Genomic DNA, 17,252 nt, shown 5'->3' with positions numbered 1-17,252 from the left:
TGCCATGTCAGGTAGTCGCAGGCGTCGGACATCATGAGGATTTTCAGGTGTGCAAGTTCATAGTTTGCCCATAGAGCCCGGGCTCAACTGTTACACCAGCTCTTGTCGCCCCGCCGACGTTGAAGTCATAGCTCGACCTGTTCGTTCCCCGAGGAACGCGCCCGCTGCACCATCGCGGCCGGTTGCGCACATGCCACCAGATGCTACTTCGCGGAGGGTTTCATCCGGTGAATTACCAATTTGGCTAGCGGCGGATCCCAATGGCACCAGAAGTCGGTGCCTCCCAGCCCAGGAAATTCGAAGCGGCAATCTGCTTATCAAAAAGCGCTGCCACGTCGTCGGGGAACGGCGTAGGGCGGCGGGTGGCCATGTCCATGTGGACTAGGAGCGTTTCGAAGATGTTTGAGATCTTGTTCCGTTCGCGATCGAGAAGGAACGAGACGACATGGATCGCTTTGTCGCTGCGGTCAAGGGTCCGGGCATGCGTGGAGAAGGCATCCCCCTCGCGCAATTCCCCGAGGTACTGCAGGTGGTGCTCGGCGGTGAAGACGCCCATGCCGCGTTCTGCGATGTAACCGGTGGTGACAAGCGCGTCGTCGCATAGGGCGGAGGTGCTGTTTGCACCAAACTCGAGGTAATGCTTGATGTTCATGTGCCCATTCATGTCGATGTACTCGGGGGCAACTGTGCCCTTGAATATGGTGGGCAGGGCGTTGACCTGTTCAAAATCGGGAAGCTGGCGCACAGGGTGACTCCTTTGGTTAATTCGTGTTGAGACGGGTCTGATTGGTTATTGTACGGATGCGGACGGTGGCTTGCCCGGTAATGACTTTGCTGTCTCGGCAACTGGCGGTGAGCTTGAGATCGGCCAGCGATTCGTTCTCCGAAACCCGCCTGATGGCGGCGACTTCTCCTGACAGCTCCACCGTGTCGCCGATCGACAGTGGCGCGGTGAAGCGCGCCTCGATGCTTCGCAGGTTTTCAACCCCGCACCAGTCGGTCAGCCAAGCGACCAATAGTCCGGCGGTGAACTGGCCCATAGCAATGGGCGCCTTGAATCCGGCCTTGGCGGCGAATTCGACGTCGTGGTGCAGCGGATTGAAATCGCCTCCGGCCCCCGCGAATCTGACGATGTCGGTTAGAGTGACTGGGCCGATCGTCCTCGGGGCGGGACGCATGCCGATGGAAGCGGTGGCAAGGCGCCTCATGATTGGCCCCTTTCAATCAGGGTTTCTTGCTGGCGGCTCACCATGAGGCCGTTTTTGTCCCGGAACTTGGTTTCAAGGGTAATGACGCGCATGGAGCCTCCGCGCTTCCCCTCCTTGGTTTCGTCGCCGATGATGATGCGAATGCCGGTCAGGTTGTCGCCAACCAGCAATGGTCGTTCGTACTCCCATTTGACCGAACCGACCACGATGCGACTGAGCTCCAGGCCAAGGTGGGCCACTACGGCCCGCTGGTCCCGGTGGTGCCCGGCAACCACCACGTGGGTTCCGGTCGCTGGTTCGGAGGCGAAGCCGGCCTCCGCCGCGGCGTTTTGGTCCGTGTGAACCGGGTCCTGGGTGTAGGTCGCGCGCGCAAATTCGGCGACCTTGCCGCGTTCAACGGTGAACGTGATCTCGTCAACGATGGTTCCGATAAGTGTTCCCATACGATTCCTCCTCATTTGGTCTGACCTATAGTATAGTTTACAAAAAGTCTTAGTGGAGGGAGAAGTGATGGATTTCGAGGAAACAGCAGACGAATCGCGGTTCCGCGAGGAGGTTCGAGGCTGGTTGGCGGAACATCTGCCCAGTCTTCCCTGGCCGGAGCCGGCAGATCTCGAGGCTAAGGCTCCGTTCTGGAGGCAATGGCAACGGATGCTCCATGGCGGTGGCTATGCGGGCCTTGCCTGGCAGAAGGAATACGGCGGACAGGAGGCCGGTGAACGGATTCGCAATATCTTCACGGAGGAATGCGACAGGGCTGGGGCACCCGAGCGACTGAATACCATTGGTGAAGATTTTTCCGGGCCAACCATCGCATTCTTCGGAACCGAAGACCAAAAGCAACGCTACCTCCGCCCCATCCTGACCGGAGAGGAGATCTGGTGCCAGCTCTTCTCGGAACCCGAATCCGGGTCTGACCTCGCCTCGCTGCGCACCAAGGCCAGCAAAGTGGAAGGTGGATGGCGCATCCAGGGGCAAAAGATCTGGACCAGTCGCGCCCAGGTTGCGGCCCACGCCATTCTCTTGGCACGAACCGGCGGGGGCGAGCGGCACAAGGGCATCACCTATTTCCTGCTGCCCATGGACGCCCAGGGCGTGACCATTCGCCCGCTGGAGCACATGTTGGGCGAGGCGGAATTCAACGAGGTCTTCCTTGATGATGTATTCCTGCCGGATTCCGCAGTGGTGGGCGAGGTTGACGGAGGTTGGAAGGTCGCCATGGGCACCCTTGCCTTCGAACGCGTCGCCATCGCCACCGGCAGGGTCAACACCACCAAGGCAATCGAAGACATCATTGCCGAGGTGCGCACCATGGAGGATTCCGACGGTATCCCGCTGGGCGCTGATCCGCTGATCCAACACGAGATCGCGAACTTGTGGGGGCGGGTGCTCATCCACCGCGCCATTGGGCAGCGCGTTATTTCAGACGCCGTGGGCGGCGCCCCTCCCGGGCCCGTGACCTCCATTGGCAAACTGTACTTCTGCCCGCTGGTCGAGGACCTTGCCGACTTCCGGCTCTCACTGGATCCGCTGGCAGACCAGTTCGAGCTCGAAGACGATCCGGCCGAGGCCCGCAGCTGGCTGCGCCTGGCCAACCAGTCCCGCGGCACCGCCATCGCCGGCGGGTCCACCTTTATCCAACGCAACATTGTCGCCGAACGTATCCTCGGCATGCCAAGGAGCTGACCCACATGACTTACACCTGGCACCCCTCACGGGACTACCTTGAAAATTCCAATGTCGCACGCCTCATGCGCGAGTTCGGCGTGGCAACGGTCGATGAATTGCGGGCCCGTTCGGTCGCCGACATCGGTGCGTTCTGGGACGCCGTGGTCAAGGACCTGGGCATTGAATTCTCCGCCCCCTACGACTCCGTCGTGGACCTGAGCGCCGGTAACGCAGATCCGCGGTGGTTCCGCGGGGGGACCCTGAACGTCGTCGACGCATGCCTGAACCGCTGGGTGGCCCAAAGCCCCGAGACCACGGCCGTCATTCACGAAAACGAAGTCGGAGACGTCCGACACCTCAGCTACGCCCAATTGGGGGAACAGGTCGCCCGAGCCCGGGCAGGGTTGCGCGCCCAAGGAATCGGCAAGGGCGACGCGGTGGCCATCTTCCTGCCCATGACGCCTGAAGCAGTCATCTCCACCTACGCGGTGGCCAGCATCGGCGCCATGATCGTGCCACTGTTTTCCGGCTTCGCAGCCACCGCCATTGCCTCGCGGCTGCAGGACGCCTCGGCGAAGGCAGTCATCACCGCCGACGGCACTCTCCGCCGCAAAAAAGTCTCGGCCATGTTGCCGCAGCTCACCGAGGCGCTGACGCAGTGCCCCACCGTTGAGTCCGTGATCGTGGTTGAGAACCTGGGCTCCGGGGAGCCGCTGCCCGCCCGGATTGGCGAGGCCTCCGTCCTGTCCTGGGACGGGCTGCTGGAAAATACACCGGACCCGCTGGTCGAGCCGACCGCCGCCGACGATGTGCTGCTGCTGGCCTACACCTCGGGGACCACCGGCAAGCCCAAGGGTGCGGTGCACACCCATGCAGGGTTCCTGCTCAAGGTGGCCAGCGAAGTGGCCTACGGCTTTGACTTGTCCGCCGGCAAGACATTCTGCTGGATCACCGACATGGGCTGGATCATGGGCCCCCTCTCCATTCTGGGTACCCATGCCAACGGCGGCACGCTGTTGCTCTTCGAAGGCTCCCCGGATGTGCCGGATACCGACCGCCTCTGGTCGCTGGTCGAACGTCACCAGGTCGCCATGTTGGGCCTCTCTCCCACGCTGATCCGCACGCTGCGCGCCTCTGACCGTGGACTGCCCACCGCCGACCTGTCCAGTGTGCACACCCTCGGTTCCACCGGCGAGCCCTGGGACCCCGAATCCTACGAATGGTTGGCACGGGACGTCTTTGACGCAAGGGTCCCGATCATCAACTTCTCCGGTGGCACCGAGGTCGGCGGCTCCTTCCTCAGCCCCTACCCGGCAGAATCCATCAAGAGCTGCTCGCTGGGCGGACCCGCCCTGGGCATGGACGTTGACGTGGTCGATGACGACGCGGCACCCCTGCGTGGCAGTGTCGGTGAGCTGATCTGCCGCCAGCCGTGGCCCTCAATGACCCGCGGGGTGTGGCGCGACGATGCACGCTACCGCGAGGCCTACTGGTCCACCTTCCCTGGCCTTTGGCGCCACGGCGACTACGCCCTGGTGGACGAGGAGGGCAGCTGGTTCATCCTGGGGCGGTCCGATGATGTGATGAACGTTGCGGGCAAGCGGGTGGCCCCGGCGGAAATCGAGTCGGTGCTCTCAGCGGACCCCGACGTCGTCGAATGTGCGGTGGTCGGGATCCCGAACCCCACCAAGGGCGAAGCCGTCTGGGCGTTCTGGGTGGGCCGAGCAGATGAGCACGGTGACGACGAGGCTGTCTCGGCCCGGCTGCGCCAAGCGGTCGCCAGCGAAGTAGGCAAGCCGTTCGCCCCGGAGCGGGTGATTCGCGTCGAACAGCTTCCCAAGACCCGATCGGCCAAAATCCTGCGTCGCGCTGTGCGCGCAGCGGTGCTTGGCACCGACCCCGGGGATCTGTCAGGGGCGGAAAATCCCGAAGCGGTGGGCGAAATCCGCACGACGGTATCTGCCCTGGCCTAGCTGAATGGCACGCAAAGTCTTTAGCGAGCACGCACAAGCGCCTCGGAACCAGTAGTAAGGAGCAGTAGCTGTGGAATGGAAATTTTCTGAAGAACACCTTGCCTATGTCGATGCGTTGCGTGACTGGCTGGCCGATGTGGCTCCGCTGTCCGAGGTCCGGCAGTGGATGGCGGCCGGTGATACCACTGCGTTCGAGGAACAATTTGCCCGGGACTGGTCTGGGGTGGGCCTTGCCGAGGATATAGGTGGCCAGGGCGGCGGGCTCATTGAGCTTGCACTGACTGCGGAGGAGCTGGCTCGCGCCGCGGTTCCCTCATCGACGTGGTTGGCAACGGTGCTTGCGGTGCCGCTGCTCGGAGACCGCTTCGACCTTGTCGAGTCATCCCTCGGCGGAGCCACCGTGGCACTGCTGGCACCGGCTGAATGCATACCCACCCAGGCGCCGTCGCTGCACGTGGATTCCGCCGGCCGCATCAGCGGAACGGTGCCACGGGTCTTGGCGGCGGGAACCGCGACCCGTTTCGCGGTCATTGCCGGCGAGCCGGGCTTCCGCGAGGTGCGGCTGGTGGAAGCGGGTGCCGAAGGAGTGGAAATCACTCCTCGACGCCTGTTGGATCGCACCCGGGCCGTGGCTGATGTCAGGCTGGAGAATGTACCCTCGATGCCGGTGGACGTGGATACCGAAGTAGCGCTTGGCGCTGTCTCGGTGCGCGCGGCGATCCTGGTCGCAGCGGACTCATTGGGGGCCACGGACCGGATGCTGGAGCTCTGTGTTGACTACAGCAAGCAGCGCACCCAGTTTGGCGTGCAGATTGGCTCCTTCCAGGCGGTCAAGCATGCCGCGGCCACCATGATGGTCGCCGTGGAGGCAGCCCGCTCGGTGATCTACTATGCGGCGGCGGCGGTGGAGGCTGCACATCCCGAAGCGGAACTATATGCGGCTGCTGCCAAGGCCCAAGTGACCGGCGAAGCGGTCAAATCCGCCGACACCGCATTGACTGTCCATGGAGCCATTGGCTACACGTGGGAACACGACCTGCAGTTGTACTACAAACGCACCAAGCTCAATGAGCAACTTTTCGGTGCTCCCCGCGCATGGAACAGCCAGTTGGCACAGGCTTTGGAATTGATACCGGCACGCGAAAGACATTTGGTCTGACCTTTGCTATGATGGAACCAATCGATCGGAAGCGTCGCATTTCCCGCGAAGCAGGATGGCGACGTCGGGGCAACGTGCCCCTAGTTCGGTCACAACCACGTAGTGGTCCGCAGCAGGCATAAGCAGGAGGAAAACCATGAAGATAGTAGTTCTGGTCAAACAGGTGCCGGACACCGAGGAAGAGCGCAAGCTCGATCTGTCCACGGGCCTGCTGGACCGCGAAGCCAACGAAGCGGTCGCCGACGAGATCAACGAGCGCGCCCTGGAAGTTGCCCTACGCTACAAGGACGGCGACAAACGCTCCGAGATCGTGGTCCTGTCCATGGGTCCGGCAGATGCCACCAAGGCGTTGCGCAAGGCCCTGTCCATGGGTGCCGACTCGGCCATCCATATCGTGGACGATTCACTGGCCGGTGCCGACATCGCCACCACCGCCGCGGTGCTGGCCGCCGCCGCCGGCCAGACGGAGTTCGATGTGCTGGTGGCCGGCAACGAATCCACCGACGGCCGCGGGGGAGTAGTCCCCTCCATGATCGCCGAACACCTGGGTGTGCCGTTGCTTCCCTCGCTGGACAGTGTGGAAATTTCGGCCGACTCGGTCTCTGGCCAGGTTTCCGTGGAGGGTGCTTCGCTGACCCTGCGCTCGGAATACCCGGCGATCATCTCGGTGACCGAACGCGCAGCCGAGGCCCGCTTCCCCAATTTCAAGGGCATCATGACCGCCAAGCGCAAGCCGCTGGCAACGCTGTCCGTGGCGGATCTGGGGGTGGTGGTTGGTGCAGGGGCATCCTCCACCGTGCTTCAGACCGATGAACGTCCGGAACGCGCTGCCGGCAGGAAAATTGTTGACGACGGTTCTGCGGCCAGTGAGCTTGCCGAGTTCCTTGTTGCCGGCCGCTTGATCTGAGATTTGAGGAAACCGACATGGCACATGTATTGGCATTGATTGAAACCACCTCCGACGGTTCGCCGGCCGGAAGCGCCCCGGCACTGATTGCCGCCGCAGCAAAATTGGGCACCCCGATCGCCGTCGCGGTCATTGCCCCCGGCACGGGCGGGAACCTGGGCATCCAGCTGGGCGAACTCGGCGCCGCCGACGTCTACCTGGCCGAAAGCGCCGCGGTGGGACGCGACTTCGGGGCCCCGCAGCTCGCAGCGCTCACCGCCGCAGCCCAGGCCTACACACCTTCTGCGGTCATCGCCGCGAACTCGGTCGAAGGCCGTGACGCCGCCGCCCGCTTCGCCGTGCGCGCCAAGGCCGGGCTGCTGGTCGACGCCGTCGACGTCACCACCGATGACTCCGGCACCCCCGTGGCCGTGCATTCGGTCTTCGGCGGCGCCTACAACGTACGTGCCGGGGTTCGCGGCGGGCTGACCGTTATCACCCTGCGCCAAGGCGCACTCGACGAGCGGGCTGCTCCGGCTACCCCCGAGATCACCACCGTGGGCCTCGAGGTTTCAAGCACGCGGGCCGCGAGCATCACCGAGACCCGTGCCGCGGGCGGTGGATCGGGACGTCCCGCGCTGCGCGGGGCCGCCAGCGTCGTCTCCGGCGGGCGCGGGCTCGGCTCCAAGGAAAACTTCGTGCTGGTCGAACAGCTCGCCGACGCACTGGGTGCCGCCGTGGGCGCATCCCGCGCGGCGGTGGATGCCGGATACATCGAGCAGAGTTCACAGGTCGGCCAGACCGGTGTCAGCGTGTCCCCGCAGCTCTATGTCGCACTGGGTATCTCCGGGGCGATCCAGCACCGGGCGGGCATGCAGACGGCCAAGACCATTGTGGCGATCAACAAGGATGACGACGCCCCGATCTTCGACGTTGCCGACTTCGGCATCGTGGGAGACGTGTTCACCGTGGTCCCGCAGCTGATCGAGGCCCTCGAGGCCCGCTCCAACTAAACACCCATCCCGTGGGTTTGCGGGCCGTGGACCACCAGGATCCCTGCGGCCCGCAAACCCACCAGCCACCTCCGCAAAACGATCATCGCCACATTCCGGGAAAGGACGAGTGCGACATGTCGATCAGCACCCCCACGACACCAAAGACACAGAACAAGTGGGTCCGCCTGGCCGTGATCATCGGCATCGCCGTTCTGGCATTGCTCGCCGTGATCCTGCTGGCCCGATGGCTGCGAACGCTGAGCCCTGTCCAGGATTTCCTGACAACCTATCCGGGGCATGTCGAACTACCCGCACAGGCACCGACCGGGTTCCCCGCCTGGCTGGGCTGGCAGCATTTCCTGAACATGTTCTTCCTGGTGCTGATCATCCGCTCGGGTTGGCTGGTGCGCACCACCGCGCGGCCCAAGGAACACTGGACCCGGAACAACAAGGGGCTGCTCAAGACCAAGGGCAAGCCCGCCAAGATCAGCCTGAACCTCTGGTTCCACCTGAGCATGGACGCCCTGTGGGTGCTCAACGGCATTGTCTTCATGGTGCTGCTCTTTGCCAGTGGGCAGTGGATGCGCATCGTGCCCACCAGCTGGTCGGTTTTCCCCAACGCGCTTTCCTCCGCCCTGCAATACGCCTCGTTGAACTGGCCCACCGAAAATGGGTGGGTCAACTACAACTCCTTGCAGGTGCTGGCATACTTCACCATTGTTTTCATTGCAGCACCCCTGGCGCTGGCCACCGGTCTGCGGATGAGCGGGGCCTGGCCAAAGAATGCCGAGAAGCTGAACAAGGCCTATCCGATGGAGCTGGCCCGGGCCCTGCACTTCCCGGTCATGATCTTCTTTGTCGCTTTCGTTGTGGTGCATGTGGCCCTGGTGTTCACCACCGGGGCCCTGCGCAACCTCAACCACATGTATGCCACCCATGACGGGGCGGGGTGGACCGGATTCTGGATCTTCGCCGCCTCCCTGGCCGTCATCATCGCCGCCTGGCTGTTGGCCCGCCCGATCTTCCTGCGCCCCCTCGCCTCGCTGAGTGGCAAAGTCAGCAAGTAGAACCACCGAGCGCCGGCAATTGTCTCCCATCCAAGGGAGCCAGCGAACAACCGACCCGATCCACAGGCTCCGGAAGGACCGAGAATGTTTGAAACAACCGAGGACCAGCGCGCGCTGGTGGACATGGTGCGCGACTTCGCGACCACCGCACTGGAACCCAATGCCGCCAAATGGGATGAGGCCAAGCACTTCCCCATCGACGTGCTGGCCGAGGCCGGATCCCTGGGCATGGGCGGGGTCTACGCCCGCGAGGAATTCGGTGGCTCCGGACTGACCCGCAGCGACGCGGTGCTCGTCTTTGAAGAACTCGCCAAGGCCGACCCGACCATCGCCGCCTACATCTCCATCCACAACATGGTCGTGTGGATGATCGACGACTTCGGTTCGGATGAACTGCGGGCCCACTGGGTCCCAAAGCTGTCCTCCATGGAATCGCTGGGCAGTTACTGCCTGACGGAACCCGGGGTGGGCTCCGACGCCGCTGCGCTGACCACCCGCGCGGTGCGCGACGGGGAACATTACGTGCTCAACGGGGTCAAGCAATTCATTTCCGGGGCGGGTTCCTCCGACGCCTACATCGTCATGGCGCGCACCGCCGACACCGGCTCGCGCGGCATCTCGGCGATCCTGGTGCCCGCGGGCACCGAAGGCCTGTCCTTCGGGCCCAATGAAAAGAAGATGGGCTGGAACGCGCAGCCCACGCGCCAGGTCATCTTGGAAAACGTCCGGGTACCGGTGGGAAACCTGCTCGGCGCCGAAGGCGACGGTTTCGGGATCGCCATGAAGGGCCTCAACGGCGGGCGCATCAACATGGGTGCCTGCTCGCTGGGCGGTGGACAGAAGGCCTTGGACAAGTCGGTCGCCTACCTCAAGGAACGCGAAGCCTTCGGCGGTCCGCTGATCAACCAACAGGCCCTGCTCTTCCAACTTGCCGACATGGACACCGAATTGGAAGCCGCCCGCACCCTGCTACGGCGGGCCGCCGCCGCCCTGGACGCCGGGGCGCCGGACACCGTCAAGCTTTGCGCCATGGCCAAACGGCTGGCCACCGACGCCGGCTTCAACGTCGCCAACGCGTCCATCCAGCTGCACGGCGGCTACGGCTACCTGGCCGAATACGGGCTCGAAAAGATCGCCCGTGACCTGCGGGTGCACCAGATCCTCGAGGGCAGCAACGAAATCATGCGCCTGATCGTGGGCCGTTCCCTGGCGGAGGCGTAGGCAACATGGGAAACCACGCAATGGACACCAAAACCATGGAGAACCAAGCAGCGGAAAACCACGACGTACTGCTGCGCCGCGAGGGACACCTGGGGCACATCATCCTCAACCGGCCCAAGGCCCTCAACGCCCTGACCCACCCGATGGTCACCTCAATCGCTGATGCGCTCGACGCGTGGGAGCACGACGACACCGTCGCCACGGTGCTCATCACCGGGACCGGGGACCGGGGACTGTGCGCCGGCGGGGACATCGTGGCCATCCACCGCGACGCCGTCACCGGAGGCGGGGAAACAGCCGAATTCTGGGCCGACGAGTACCGACTCAACGCCCGCATCGCTTCCTACCCGAAACCCTATGTCGCGATCATGGATGGATTGGTGCTCGGCGGCGGGGTGGGAATCTCGGCCCACGGATCGGTGCGCATCGTCACCGAACGCACCAAGATCGGCATGCCGGAAACCGGAATCGGGTTCGTTCCCGATGTGGGCGGCACCCACCTGCTGTCCCGGGCACCGGGCGAGTTCGGCACCCACCTGGCACTGACCGCCGGCAGCATCTCCGGACCCGATGCCATCGCCTTGGGCCTGGCCGACCATTATGTGCACAGCCAGGAAATTCCGGAACTGATCGACGCCTTGGCCACCCTCAACGCGGAAACCGCGGTGGGTGCAGCAAGCAATGCGCTCTTTGCCCCGGCACCCCTTTTGGTCGAACGCCCCTGGGTCAGCACGGCCTACAAGCATGACACGGTGGAGGAAATCGTTGCCGCGCTGCGCGCGAACCCGTCCTCTGCGGCACAAGCCGCGGCAGATGCCATGGCGAGCAAATCACCCACCGCATTGAAGCTCACGCTCGCGTCGCTGCGTGCCGCCCGGCGCAGCCTCGGCTTGGTTGAAACTCTGCAGCGCGAATACCGGGTCTCGCTGCGCAGCCTTGCCGGACACGACCTGGCCGAGGGAATCAGGGCCCAGGTCATCGACAAGGACCGCAATCCGCAATGGTCTCCCGCAACCCTTTCCGAGGTGACGGATGCCGACATCGCCACCTACTTTGCGGGACTCGGACCGCGTGAACTGGGTTTCGCCACCGAACCGGCAGGAACCAGCCGATGAGCAACCACACCCCATCCATCACCGAACAAGGAGACCGAATCTTAATGGGCAAGAACATCGCATTCATCGGACTGGGCCACATGGGCGGCCCCATGGCGGCCAACCTCGTCAAGGCCGGGCACCACGTGGCCGGTTTCGACCTTTCACCTGAGGCACTTGATGCGGCCCGTAGTGCCGGCGTCGAGATCGCGGAATCCGCGGCCCAGGCCGCCGCCGGAGCCAACATCATCATCACCATGCTGCCTGCCGGCCGACACGTGATCGGTGCCTACGAGGGCCCGGACGGACTGCTTGCCACCGCCTCGCCAGGAACCCTGTTCCTGGAATGCTCCACCATCGCCGTCGATGATGCCCGAAAGGTCCACGAACTACTCGCGGCGGCCGGACACCGCGGACTGGATGCACCGGTCTCCGGCGGCACCGTCGGGGCCGAAAACGGCACCCTGACCTTCATGGTCGGCGGCGGCGCGACGGACTTTGCCGCCGCCGAACCCATCCTTGCGGCCATGGGCCAGCGCATTGTCCATTGTGGGGGACCCGGTGCCGGCCAGGTCGCCAAGGTCTGTAACAACATGATCCTGGGCGTGTCCATGATTGCCGTTTCCGAGGCCTTCGTACTGGGCGAGAAGCTTGGCCTGTCCAACGAGGCGCTCTTTGATGTCGCCTCGGCCGCCTCCGGACAGTGCTGGGCGCTGACCACCAACTGCCCCGTCCCAGGGCCGGTCCCGGGCAGCCCCGCCAACCGCGACTTCGCACCCGGTTTCGCCGGATCCTTGATGGCCAAGGACCTGGACCTGGCCGTCCAGGCCCTGGCCACTGCCGGGGTGGAGGCCAAGATGGGATCGGCCGCCGAGGAAATCTACCGCAATTTCGCTGCCGGCGACGGGGCGGGCCGGGACTTCTCCGGCATCATCAACGAGATCCGTGCCGCCGCGTCCGCGGAGGCGGCAGCATGAGCGACTACCAAAACATCTTGCTCAAGACCGAGGGTCGCGTCGGCATCATCACGCTGAACCGCCCCGAGGCGCTGAACGCGCTGAACGTGCAGCTGGGCACCGAGCTGCTGGCCGCTGCCCGCGCCTTCGACAACGATGAGGGGATCGGGGCGATCCTGGTCATCGGCTCCGAGCGCGCCTTTGCCGCCGGTGCCGACATCAAGGAAATGGCCTCACGCAATTATGCGCAGATGTACCTGGATGACTTCTTTTCCGGCTGGGACGACTTGGCCAGGGTTCGAACCCCCCTAGTCGCTGCAGTCTCCGGCCACGCCCTCGGCGGCGGTTGCGAGTTGGCGATGATCGCCGATGTGCTCATTGCCGCCGAGAACGCCAAGTTCGGCCAGCCGGAGATCAAGCTCGGGGTGATCCCCGGTATGGGTGGCACCCAGCGTCTGACCCGGGCCATCGGCAAGGCCAAGGCCATGGACATGGTGCTCACCGGACGCATCATGGGCGCGGCGGAAGCCGAGCGCGCCGGTCTGGTGGCCCGGGTGGTACCCGTCGCATCCCTGTTTGAGGAGGCGCTGGCCACGGCAACCGCCATTGCCTCGATGTCCAAGCCAATCGCGCTGCTCGCCAAGGAAGCTGTCAACGCGGCCTTTGAGACGACACTGGCCCAGGGCGTGCACCTGGAACGACGACTGAACCACTCCTGCTTTGCCACCGAGGACCAGAAAGAAGGGATGGGCGCCTTCATCGAAAAGCGCACCCCCGAATTCACTCACAGCTGATCCCCGGCCCAGCCGGGCCGTCCAACATCTTGAAAACGAGGAACCATGACCGAACTAAGCACCGACCCGCGGACGCACGGCCTGCTGGACGGATTTGACCAGCCGATGTGGATCGACGGGGAACAGACCGAATCCAGCACCGGGGAATGGCGCGATGTACGCAACCCGGCCATCCGCGAACAGGTCTTCGCCCGCGTTCCCTCCGCCGGGATTTCCGATGTGGACCGGTCCGTCGCCGCCGCTCGGCGCGCGCTGCCCGCATGGCGCTCGGTGCACTTCACCGAGCGTGCCCGCGCCCTTGCCAGGATTGCCGACGATATTGAGGCGCGCGCCGAGGACTTTGCAAAGCTCACCGCACTGGACACCGGCAACGCGCTGCGCACCCAGGCCCGCCCGGAGGTCACCACCCTGGTGGCGCTCTTCCGCTACTTCTCCGGCATCGCCGGCGAGGTCAAGGGCACCACGCTGCCCGCGGGGGACAACCAGCTGCAATACACCCGGCTCGAACCCCTCGGTGTCGTGGCTTGCATCCTGCCCTGGAACTCACCTTTGATGATTGCCGGGTTCAAGGTCCCCGCGGCCCTGGCGGCCGGAAACACCGTGATCCTCAAGGCCGCGGATGATGCGCCGCTGACCATCCTGCTGCTGGCCGAGATCTGCAACAGGCACCTGCCGGCCGGCGTGCTCAATGCGCTGACCGGGCGCGGCAGCGTGATCGGCCAGGCCCTGTCCGAACACCCCGGGGTGGACAAGGTCTCCTTCACCGGCTCCACCGACGTGGGCCGCGGGGTCGCCCGCACGGCCAGCGAACGCCTGGCCCACGTTTCGCTGGAACTTGGCGGAAAAAACCCTTCGATCGTCTTCCCCGACGCGGTGGACGATGAACTCATTGACGGGTTGCTGGCTGCCTCCAGGTTCACCCGCCAGGGACAGAGCTGCACCGCCGGGTCCAGGTTGTTCCTGCATGATGATATCTACGACGAGGTCCTTGACCGCCTCACGGTGAAGCTGGGCGCGCTGAAGGTCGGGGACCCGCTGGACGAGGCCACCGACATGGGGGCCATCATCAACGCCAGCCAGCACCGGCAGATCAGCGAGTACCTCCAGGAGGGCCGCTCCAACCCGGCACTCACTCTCGCACTGGGCGGCGAGGACCCCACTTCCGGGCCGCTTACCGAGGGCTATTACCACCAGCCGACGGTCTTCGGCGGAGCGCGCAACGACTTCCGTCTGGCCCAGGAGGAAATCTTCGGACCGGTTCTGGTGGCCATCCGCTGGAAGGAGATCGATGAGGTCGTGGCCATGGCCAACGATTCGCACTTCGGTCTGGCCGCCTACGTGTGGAGCCGAAACCTGGACAATGCCCTGAACACCGCACACCGGGTGGAGGCAGGCTGGGTCCAGGTCAACCAGGGCGGTGGGCAGGTCGTGGGCCAGTCCTACGGCGGCTACAAGCAGTCCGGCATCGGCCGCGAGGTGTCCCTCGAAGGCATGCTCGCCGGATTCACCCAGACCAAGCAAATCAACGTCAAGCTGCGGGGCTAGGACCATGGATAACGCCACAACCCTGGCCGGGCCACTGTCGGGGATCACGGTATTGGACCTGAGCCGGGCGTTGGCCGGGCCCTACGCCACCTCAATGCTCGCTGACATGGGCGCACACGTGATCAAGGTCGAAGGCATCAACGGCGGGGACTCCTCACGATCCTGGCCACCGTTCGAAAACCAGCACAGCCTGTATTTTGATTCGGTCAACCGCAACAAATCCTCGGTGGCCCTGGATTTCTATAGCGTTGAAGGCAAGGAACTGTTGCGCACGTTGGCCGCCCAGGCGGATGTGTTGATCGAGAATTTCCGCCCGGGGGTCTTGGCCACCATCGGATTGGATCCGCAGATTTTGCGGGCGACCAATCCCGGGCTGGTGGTGGCCTCTGTTAGCGGCTTCGGCACCGAGGGCCCGCTGGCCGCGACCGCCGGCTTGGACCAGGTCGCCCAGGGCATGTCGGGGCTGATGTCGGTGACGGGCGCCGACGCCCAGAACATGTACCGCTTCGGGGTGCCGATTATCGATATGTCTGCCGGCATGGTGATCGCCTTCGGCATCGCCTCGGCCCTGACCCAACGCGCCACCACCGGGGTCGGTATCGATGTGTCGACCTCGCTGCTGGAAACCGCGCTGTCGCTTTCGGCTTTCCAGGGACAGCGTTACCTGAGCAACGGGGAATTGCCGGTGCCGCAGGGCAACGACCACCCCGTCCTGGCCCCGTACGGGGTCTTTCGCACCCGGGATATCCAGATCATCATCGCCGTGGGCAACGACAAGCAATTCGGGCAGTTGGCCCAGGTAGTCGGGGACCCGGCGCTGGTGGGGGATCCGCAATACGCGACGGGGAGGGAACGATCCCTCAACCGCGAGGCCCTTGCCGCGCACCTCGAAACGCTGCTGGCCACCAAGCCTGGCCTTGACTGGCTCGATGACCTGCGCGCTGCCAAGATCCCCTGCGGACCGATCCACAACTTTGCCCAGGTCTTCGCCGACCCGCAGGTGAAGGCCGTCGACATGGTCCGGAACCTGCAGCGCAGCGACGGCTCCGAGTTGCCGCTGCTGCGCGGACCGCTGAGCATCAACGGATCACCGACCCCGGTCAGCAAGGCCCCGCCGGCACTGGGGGAGGACACCCGTAACGTGCTGGAGGGACTGGGCCTGGACACCGAACAAATCGACGGGCTGATTGCCGCCGGAATCGTCAACCAGGCAGCCATCCCCGTGGTCGAGGCGGCGGGACGATGAGTGCGACGGAGCAGGTGGAAACCACGGCATCCCTGCGCATCGAACGCCACGGACCGGTAGCGACGCTGTATATCGATAATCCGCGGCGGCGAAACGCCCTCTCCAAGGAGATGTGGGGGCAATTTGCGCCCCTGCTGGACGGATTGGCTGCCGACGACTCGGTGCGGGTGCTGGTGGTAAGGGGCGCGGGGGAGAACTTCTCCGCCGGTGCCGACATCAGCGACCTGAAGGCCATCCTGCATGACGCCGATACCGGGCGCCACGACGGGGGACACGTCAGCGCGGGGGAGAACGCGCTGGCAGCATTCCCCAAGCCCACCATCGCGGCGATCGACGGGCACTGCCTCGGCGGCGGCTGGCAGATTGCCGGGGCCTGCGACATTCGCATCGCCAGCGACCGGGCCAACTTCGGGATCACCCCGGCCAAGATCGGCATCGTCTACCCGACCAGCGGCATCCAACGACTGGTGCGGCTCGTTGGTTCGGGCGTGGCAAAGCAATTGCTGTTCAGCGGTGACTTCGTCGGTGCGGCCGAAGCCAAGGGGGTCGGGCTGGTGGGCAAGGTCTTGCCCGTCGAAGGGTTCTGGGACGAAGTCCAGGGGTATGCGCTGCATCTGGCCGGGCGCTCGGCACTGTCCATCCAGGCCATGAAGGCCATCGTTGATGCCATAGCGGAGGGTGGCAAGGAGCTTGCCGACGTGAGCGATTATTGGCAGGATCAGATGGCCTCGTCTGCCGACCCGCGGACGGGCATCGAGGCCTTCCTGGCCAAGGAGACGCCCGAGTTCACATGGAACGGCGAGGGGGCCAGCGGTAGGTACAAGCGATCCTAACCCTGTCCCGTTGCCGTGTTCAGGTCGGGTCTGCTGCTTGCTGGCGGTCCGAGAAAGCCGGCGAGGGTTTCCATGGTGGCTTGCGGGTCCCCGAGGTCGCATTCCCACAACACCAAGGATTCCCAGCCCAGGGCCTTGAGCGCCTCGGCGTTCTGCCCGTCGCGTTCGCGGGTGCGGTTGCGTTTGTCTTCCCAGAACCGGGCGTTGGTCGCCGGCGCGTGCCGGCCTGCGGGGCAATCGTGCAGGTGCCAGAAGCAGCCGGTGACGAAGACGACCTGCCGACGGGCCGGAAAGACAATGTCGGGGGTTCCCGGTAGCTTGCCGCCGGGCAGCCGGGCCTCGGGATTTTCTCGGTGCAACTTCACCAGGGCGCCGGACGGGATGCGGCCATGAAGCAGGTAGCGGTACCCGGCGGCATGCAGCAGCCGGCGCACGATGAGCTCGGGCTTGGTGTCCTTGGCCCGGATCTTCGACATGAGTTCTGATCGCTGCTGTTGGGACATGCTGTCCATGCTTCGATTCTGCACCCGCCGGGTTCGCATGGAAATGGGGCCTTCGCGAAGGAAGGATGGGCTGCTAATGTGGGGCACCCCAAAGCAGAAGGAGA

The 17,252-nt window shown here is 64.6% G+C and carries 17 protein-coding genes; 13 read left to right on the top strand and 4 right to left on the bottom strand.

Annotated elements, in window-relative coordinates; all coding sequences use genetic code 11:
• Window positions 1-244 precede the first annotated feature (244 nt).
• From BLJ79_RS08380 to BLJ79_RS08370, 3 genes are read right to left on the bottom strand one after another with little or no spacing between them, the layout of a single operon-like run.
• Entirely contained in the window at window positions 245-745 is a 501-nt protein-coding gene (locus BLJ79_RS08380; protein ID WP_071214244.1) for a thioesterase family protein, read from the bottom strand.
• A gap of 16 nt (window positions 746-761) precedes the next feature.
• A complete protein-coding gene (locus tag BLJ79_RS08375) occupies window positions 762-1,208 on the bottom strand; it encodes a MaoC family dehydratase (protein WP_071214243.1) in 447 nt (148 codons plus the stop codon).
• Window positions 1,205-1,651 (bottom strand): FAS1-like dehydratase domain-containing protein, encoded by a 447-nt coding sequence (locus BLJ79_RS08370; protein ID WP_175475422.1) that lies wholly within the window; start codon window positions 1,649-1,651, stop codon window positions 1,205-1,207. Before BLJ79_RS08370 ends, BLJ79_RS08375 begins: the two co-directional genes overlap by 4 nt.
• Window positions 1,652-1,718: 67 nt before the next feature.
• Between BLJ79_RS08370 and BLJ79_RS08365 the strand changes: the two genes are divergently transcribed.
• The 13 genes from BLJ79_RS08365 to BLJ79_RS08305 all read left to right on the top strand — a co-directional run bounded on the left by BLJ79_RS08365 (window position 1,719) and on the right by BLJ79_RS08305 (window position 16,645).
• The gene (locus tag BLJ79_RS08365) at window positions 1,719-2,894 is read left to right on the top strand and encodes an acyl-CoA dehydrogenase family protein (protein WP_071214241.1); all 1,176 of its coding nucleotides are present in this window, start codon (window positions 1,719-1,721) and stop codon (window positions 2,892-2,894) included.
• A 5-nt stretch (window positions 2,895-2,899) separates the two neighbouring features.
• Complete coding sequence (locus BLJ79_RS08360; RefSeq protein ID WP_071214240.1) at window positions 2,900-4,849, top strand: AMP-binding protein; 1,950 nt, start codon at window positions 2,900-2,902, stop codon at window positions 4,847-4,849.
• A 70-nt stretch (window positions 4,850-4,919) separates the two neighbouring features.
• A complete protein-coding gene (locus BLJ79_RS08355; RefSeq protein WP_071214239.1) occupies window positions 4,920-6,008 on the top strand; it encodes an acyl-CoA dehydrogenase family protein in 1,089 nt (362 codons plus the stop codon).
• 136 nt (window positions 6,009-6,144) lie between these two features.
• On the top strand, window positions 6,145-6,915 hold the full coding sequence (locus tag BLJ79_RS08350) for an electron transfer flavoprotein subunit beta/FixA family protein (protein ID WP_071214238.1): 771 nt from the start codon (window positions 6,145-6,147) through the stop codon (window positions 6,913-6,915).
• 17 nt (window positions 6,916-6,932) lie between these two features.
• On the top strand, window positions 6,933-7,907 hold the full coding sequence (locus BLJ79_RS08345; RefSeq protein ID WP_071214237.1) for an electron transfer flavoprotein subunit alpha/FixB family protein: 975 nt from the start codon (window positions 6,933-6,935) through the stop codon (window positions 7,905-7,907).
• 122 nt (window positions 7,908-8,029) lie between these two features.
• Window positions 8,030-8,956, top strand: coding sequence for a cytochrome b/b6 domain-containing protein (locus BLJ79_RS08340; RefSeq protein ID WP_502686096.1), 927 nt, complete (start codon window positions 8,030-8,032; stop codon window positions 8,954-8,956).
• An 84-nt stretch (window positions 8,957-9,040) separates the two neighbouring features.
• The gene (locus BLJ79_RS08335; RefSeq protein ID WP_071214236.1) at window positions 9,041-10,177 is read left to right on the top strand and encodes an acyl-CoA dehydrogenase family protein; all 1,137 of its coding nucleotides are present in this window, start codon (window positions 9,041-9,043) and stop codon (window positions 10,175-10,177) included.
• A gap of 20 nt (window positions 10,178-10,197) precedes the next feature.
• Window positions 10,198-11,292 carry an enoyl-CoA hydratase/isomerase family protein gene (locus tag BLJ79_RS08330; RefSeq protein WP_286135311.1) on the top strand — a complete coding sequence of 365 codons (1,095 nt, stop codon included), beginning with the start codon at window positions 10,198-10,200 and terminating at the stop codon, window positions 11,290-11,292.
• 44 nt (window positions 11,293-11,336) lie between these two features.
• A complete protein-coding gene (gene mmsB / locus BLJ79_RS08325; RefSeq protein ID WP_071214235.1) occupies window positions 11,337-12,248 on the top strand; it encodes a 3-hydroxyisobutyrate dehydrogenase in 912 nt (303 codons plus the stop codon).
• The gene (locus BLJ79_RS08320; RefSeq protein ID WP_071214234.1) at window positions 12,245-13,021 is read left to right on the top strand and encodes an enoyl-CoA hydratase; all 777 of its coding nucleotides are present in this window, start codon (window positions 12,245-12,247) and stop codon (window positions 13,019-13,021) included. The genes mmsB and BLJ79_RS08320 overlap by 4 nt, the downstream gene beginning before the upstream one ends.
• A gap of 45 nt (window positions 13,022-13,066) precedes the next feature.
• Window positions 13,067-14,566 (top strand): aldehyde dehydrogenase family protein, encoded by a 1,500-nt coding sequence (locus BLJ79_RS08315; RefSeq protein WP_071214233.1) that lies wholly within the window; start codon window positions 13,067-13,069, stop codon window positions 14,564-14,566.
• A gap of 4 nt (window positions 14,567-14,570) precedes the next feature.
• Window positions 14,571-15,812, top strand: coding sequence for a CaiB/BaiF CoA transferase family protein (locus tag BLJ79_RS08310; RefSeq protein WP_071214232.1), 1,242 nt, complete (start codon window positions 14,571-14,573; stop codon window positions 15,810-15,812).
• Window positions 15,809-16,645, top strand: a complete 837-nt coding sequence (locus BLJ79_RS08305; protein ID WP_071214231.1) for an enoyl-CoA hydratase/isomerase family protein — start codon at window positions 15,809-15,811, stop codon at window positions 16,643-16,645. Before BLJ79_RS08310 ends, BLJ79_RS08305 begins: the two co-directional genes overlap by 4 nt.
• On the opposite strand, the gene BLJ79_RS08300 is transcribed toward BLJ79_RS08305, so the two are convergent.
• Window positions 16,642-17,157, bottom strand: coding sequence for a very short patch repair endonuclease (locus tag BLJ79_RS08300; protein ID WP_071214230.1), 516 nt, complete (start codon window positions 17,155-17,157; stop codon window positions 16,642-16,644). The genes BLJ79_RS08305 and BLJ79_RS08300 overlap by 4 nt on opposite strands.
• Between the last annotated feature and the right edge of the window lie 95 nt (window positions 17,158-17,252).

Source organism: Arthrobacter sp. UCD-GKA, assembly GCF_001863355.1.
Classification (GTDB): domain Bacteria; phylum Actinomycetota; class Actinomycetes; order Actinomycetales; family Micrococcaceae; genus Paeniglutamicibacter.
The sequence above is the reverse complement of the archived record's forward strand: the minus strand, read 5'-3'. Positions and strand labels throughout refer to the sequence as shown.

What these genes read in the sequence shown, in the direction of transcription:
- BLJ79_RS08350 (WP_071214238.1), top strand. Translation starts at nt 6,145, where the DNA reads ATGAAGATAGTAGTTCTGGTCAAACAGGTGCCGGACACCGAGGAAGAG.
- BLJ79_RS08300 (WP_071214230.1), bottom strand. Translation starts at nt 17,157, where the DNA reads ATGGACAGCATGTCCCAACAGCAGCGATCAGAACTCATGTCGAAGATC.
- BLJ79_RS08375 (WP_071214243.1), bottom strand. Translation starts at nt 1,208, where the DNA reads ATGAGGCGCCTTGCCACCGCTTCCATCGGCATGCGTCCCGCCCCGAGG.
- mmsB (WP_071214235.1), top strand. Translation starts at nt 11,337, where the DNA reads ATGGGCAAGAACATCGCATTCATCGGACTGGGCCACATGGGCGGCCCC.
- BLJ79_RS08310 (WP_071214232.1), top strand. Translation starts at nt 14,571, where the DNA reads ATGGATAACGCCACAACCCTGGCCGGGCCACTGTCGGGGATCACGGTA.
- BLJ79_RS08335 (WP_071214236.1), top strand. Translation starts at nt 9,041, where the DNA reads ATGTTTGAAACAACCGAGGACCAGCGCGCGCTGGTGGACATGGTGCGC.
- BLJ79_RS08345 (WP_071214237.1), top strand. Translation starts at nt 6,933, where the DNA reads ATGGCACATGTATTGGCATTGATTGAAACCACCTCCGACGGTTCGCCG.
- BLJ79_RS08305 (WP_071214231.1), top strand. Translation starts at nt 15,809, where the DNA reads ATGAGTGCGACGGAGCAGGTGGAAACCACGGCATCCCTGCGCATCGAA.
- BLJ79_RS08315 (WP_071214233.1), top strand. Translation starts at nt 13,067, where the DNA reads ATGACCGAACTAAGCACCGACCCGCGGACGCACGGCCTGCTGGACGGA.
- BLJ79_RS08320 (WP_071214234.1), top strand. Translation starts at nt 12,245, where the DNA reads ATGAGCGACTACCAAAACATCTTGCTCAAGACCGAGGGTCGCGTCGGC.
- BLJ79_RS08365 (WP_071214241.1), top strand. Translation starts at nt 1,719, where the DNA reads ATGGATTTCGAGGAAACAGCAGACGAATCGCGGTTCCGCGAGGAGGTT.
- BLJ79_RS08360 (WP_071214240.1), top strand. Translation starts at nt 2,900, where the DNA reads ATGACTTACACCTGGCACCCCTCACGGGACTACCTTGAAAATTCCAAT.
- BLJ79_RS08370 (WP_175475422.1), bottom strand. Translation starts at nt 1,651, where the DNA reads ATGGGAACACTTATCGGAACCATCGTTGACGAGATCACGTTCACCGTT.
- BLJ79_RS08330 (WP_286135311.1), top strand. Translation starts at nt 10,198, where the DNA reads ATGGACACCAAAACCATGGAGAACCAAGCAGCGGAAAACCACGACGTA.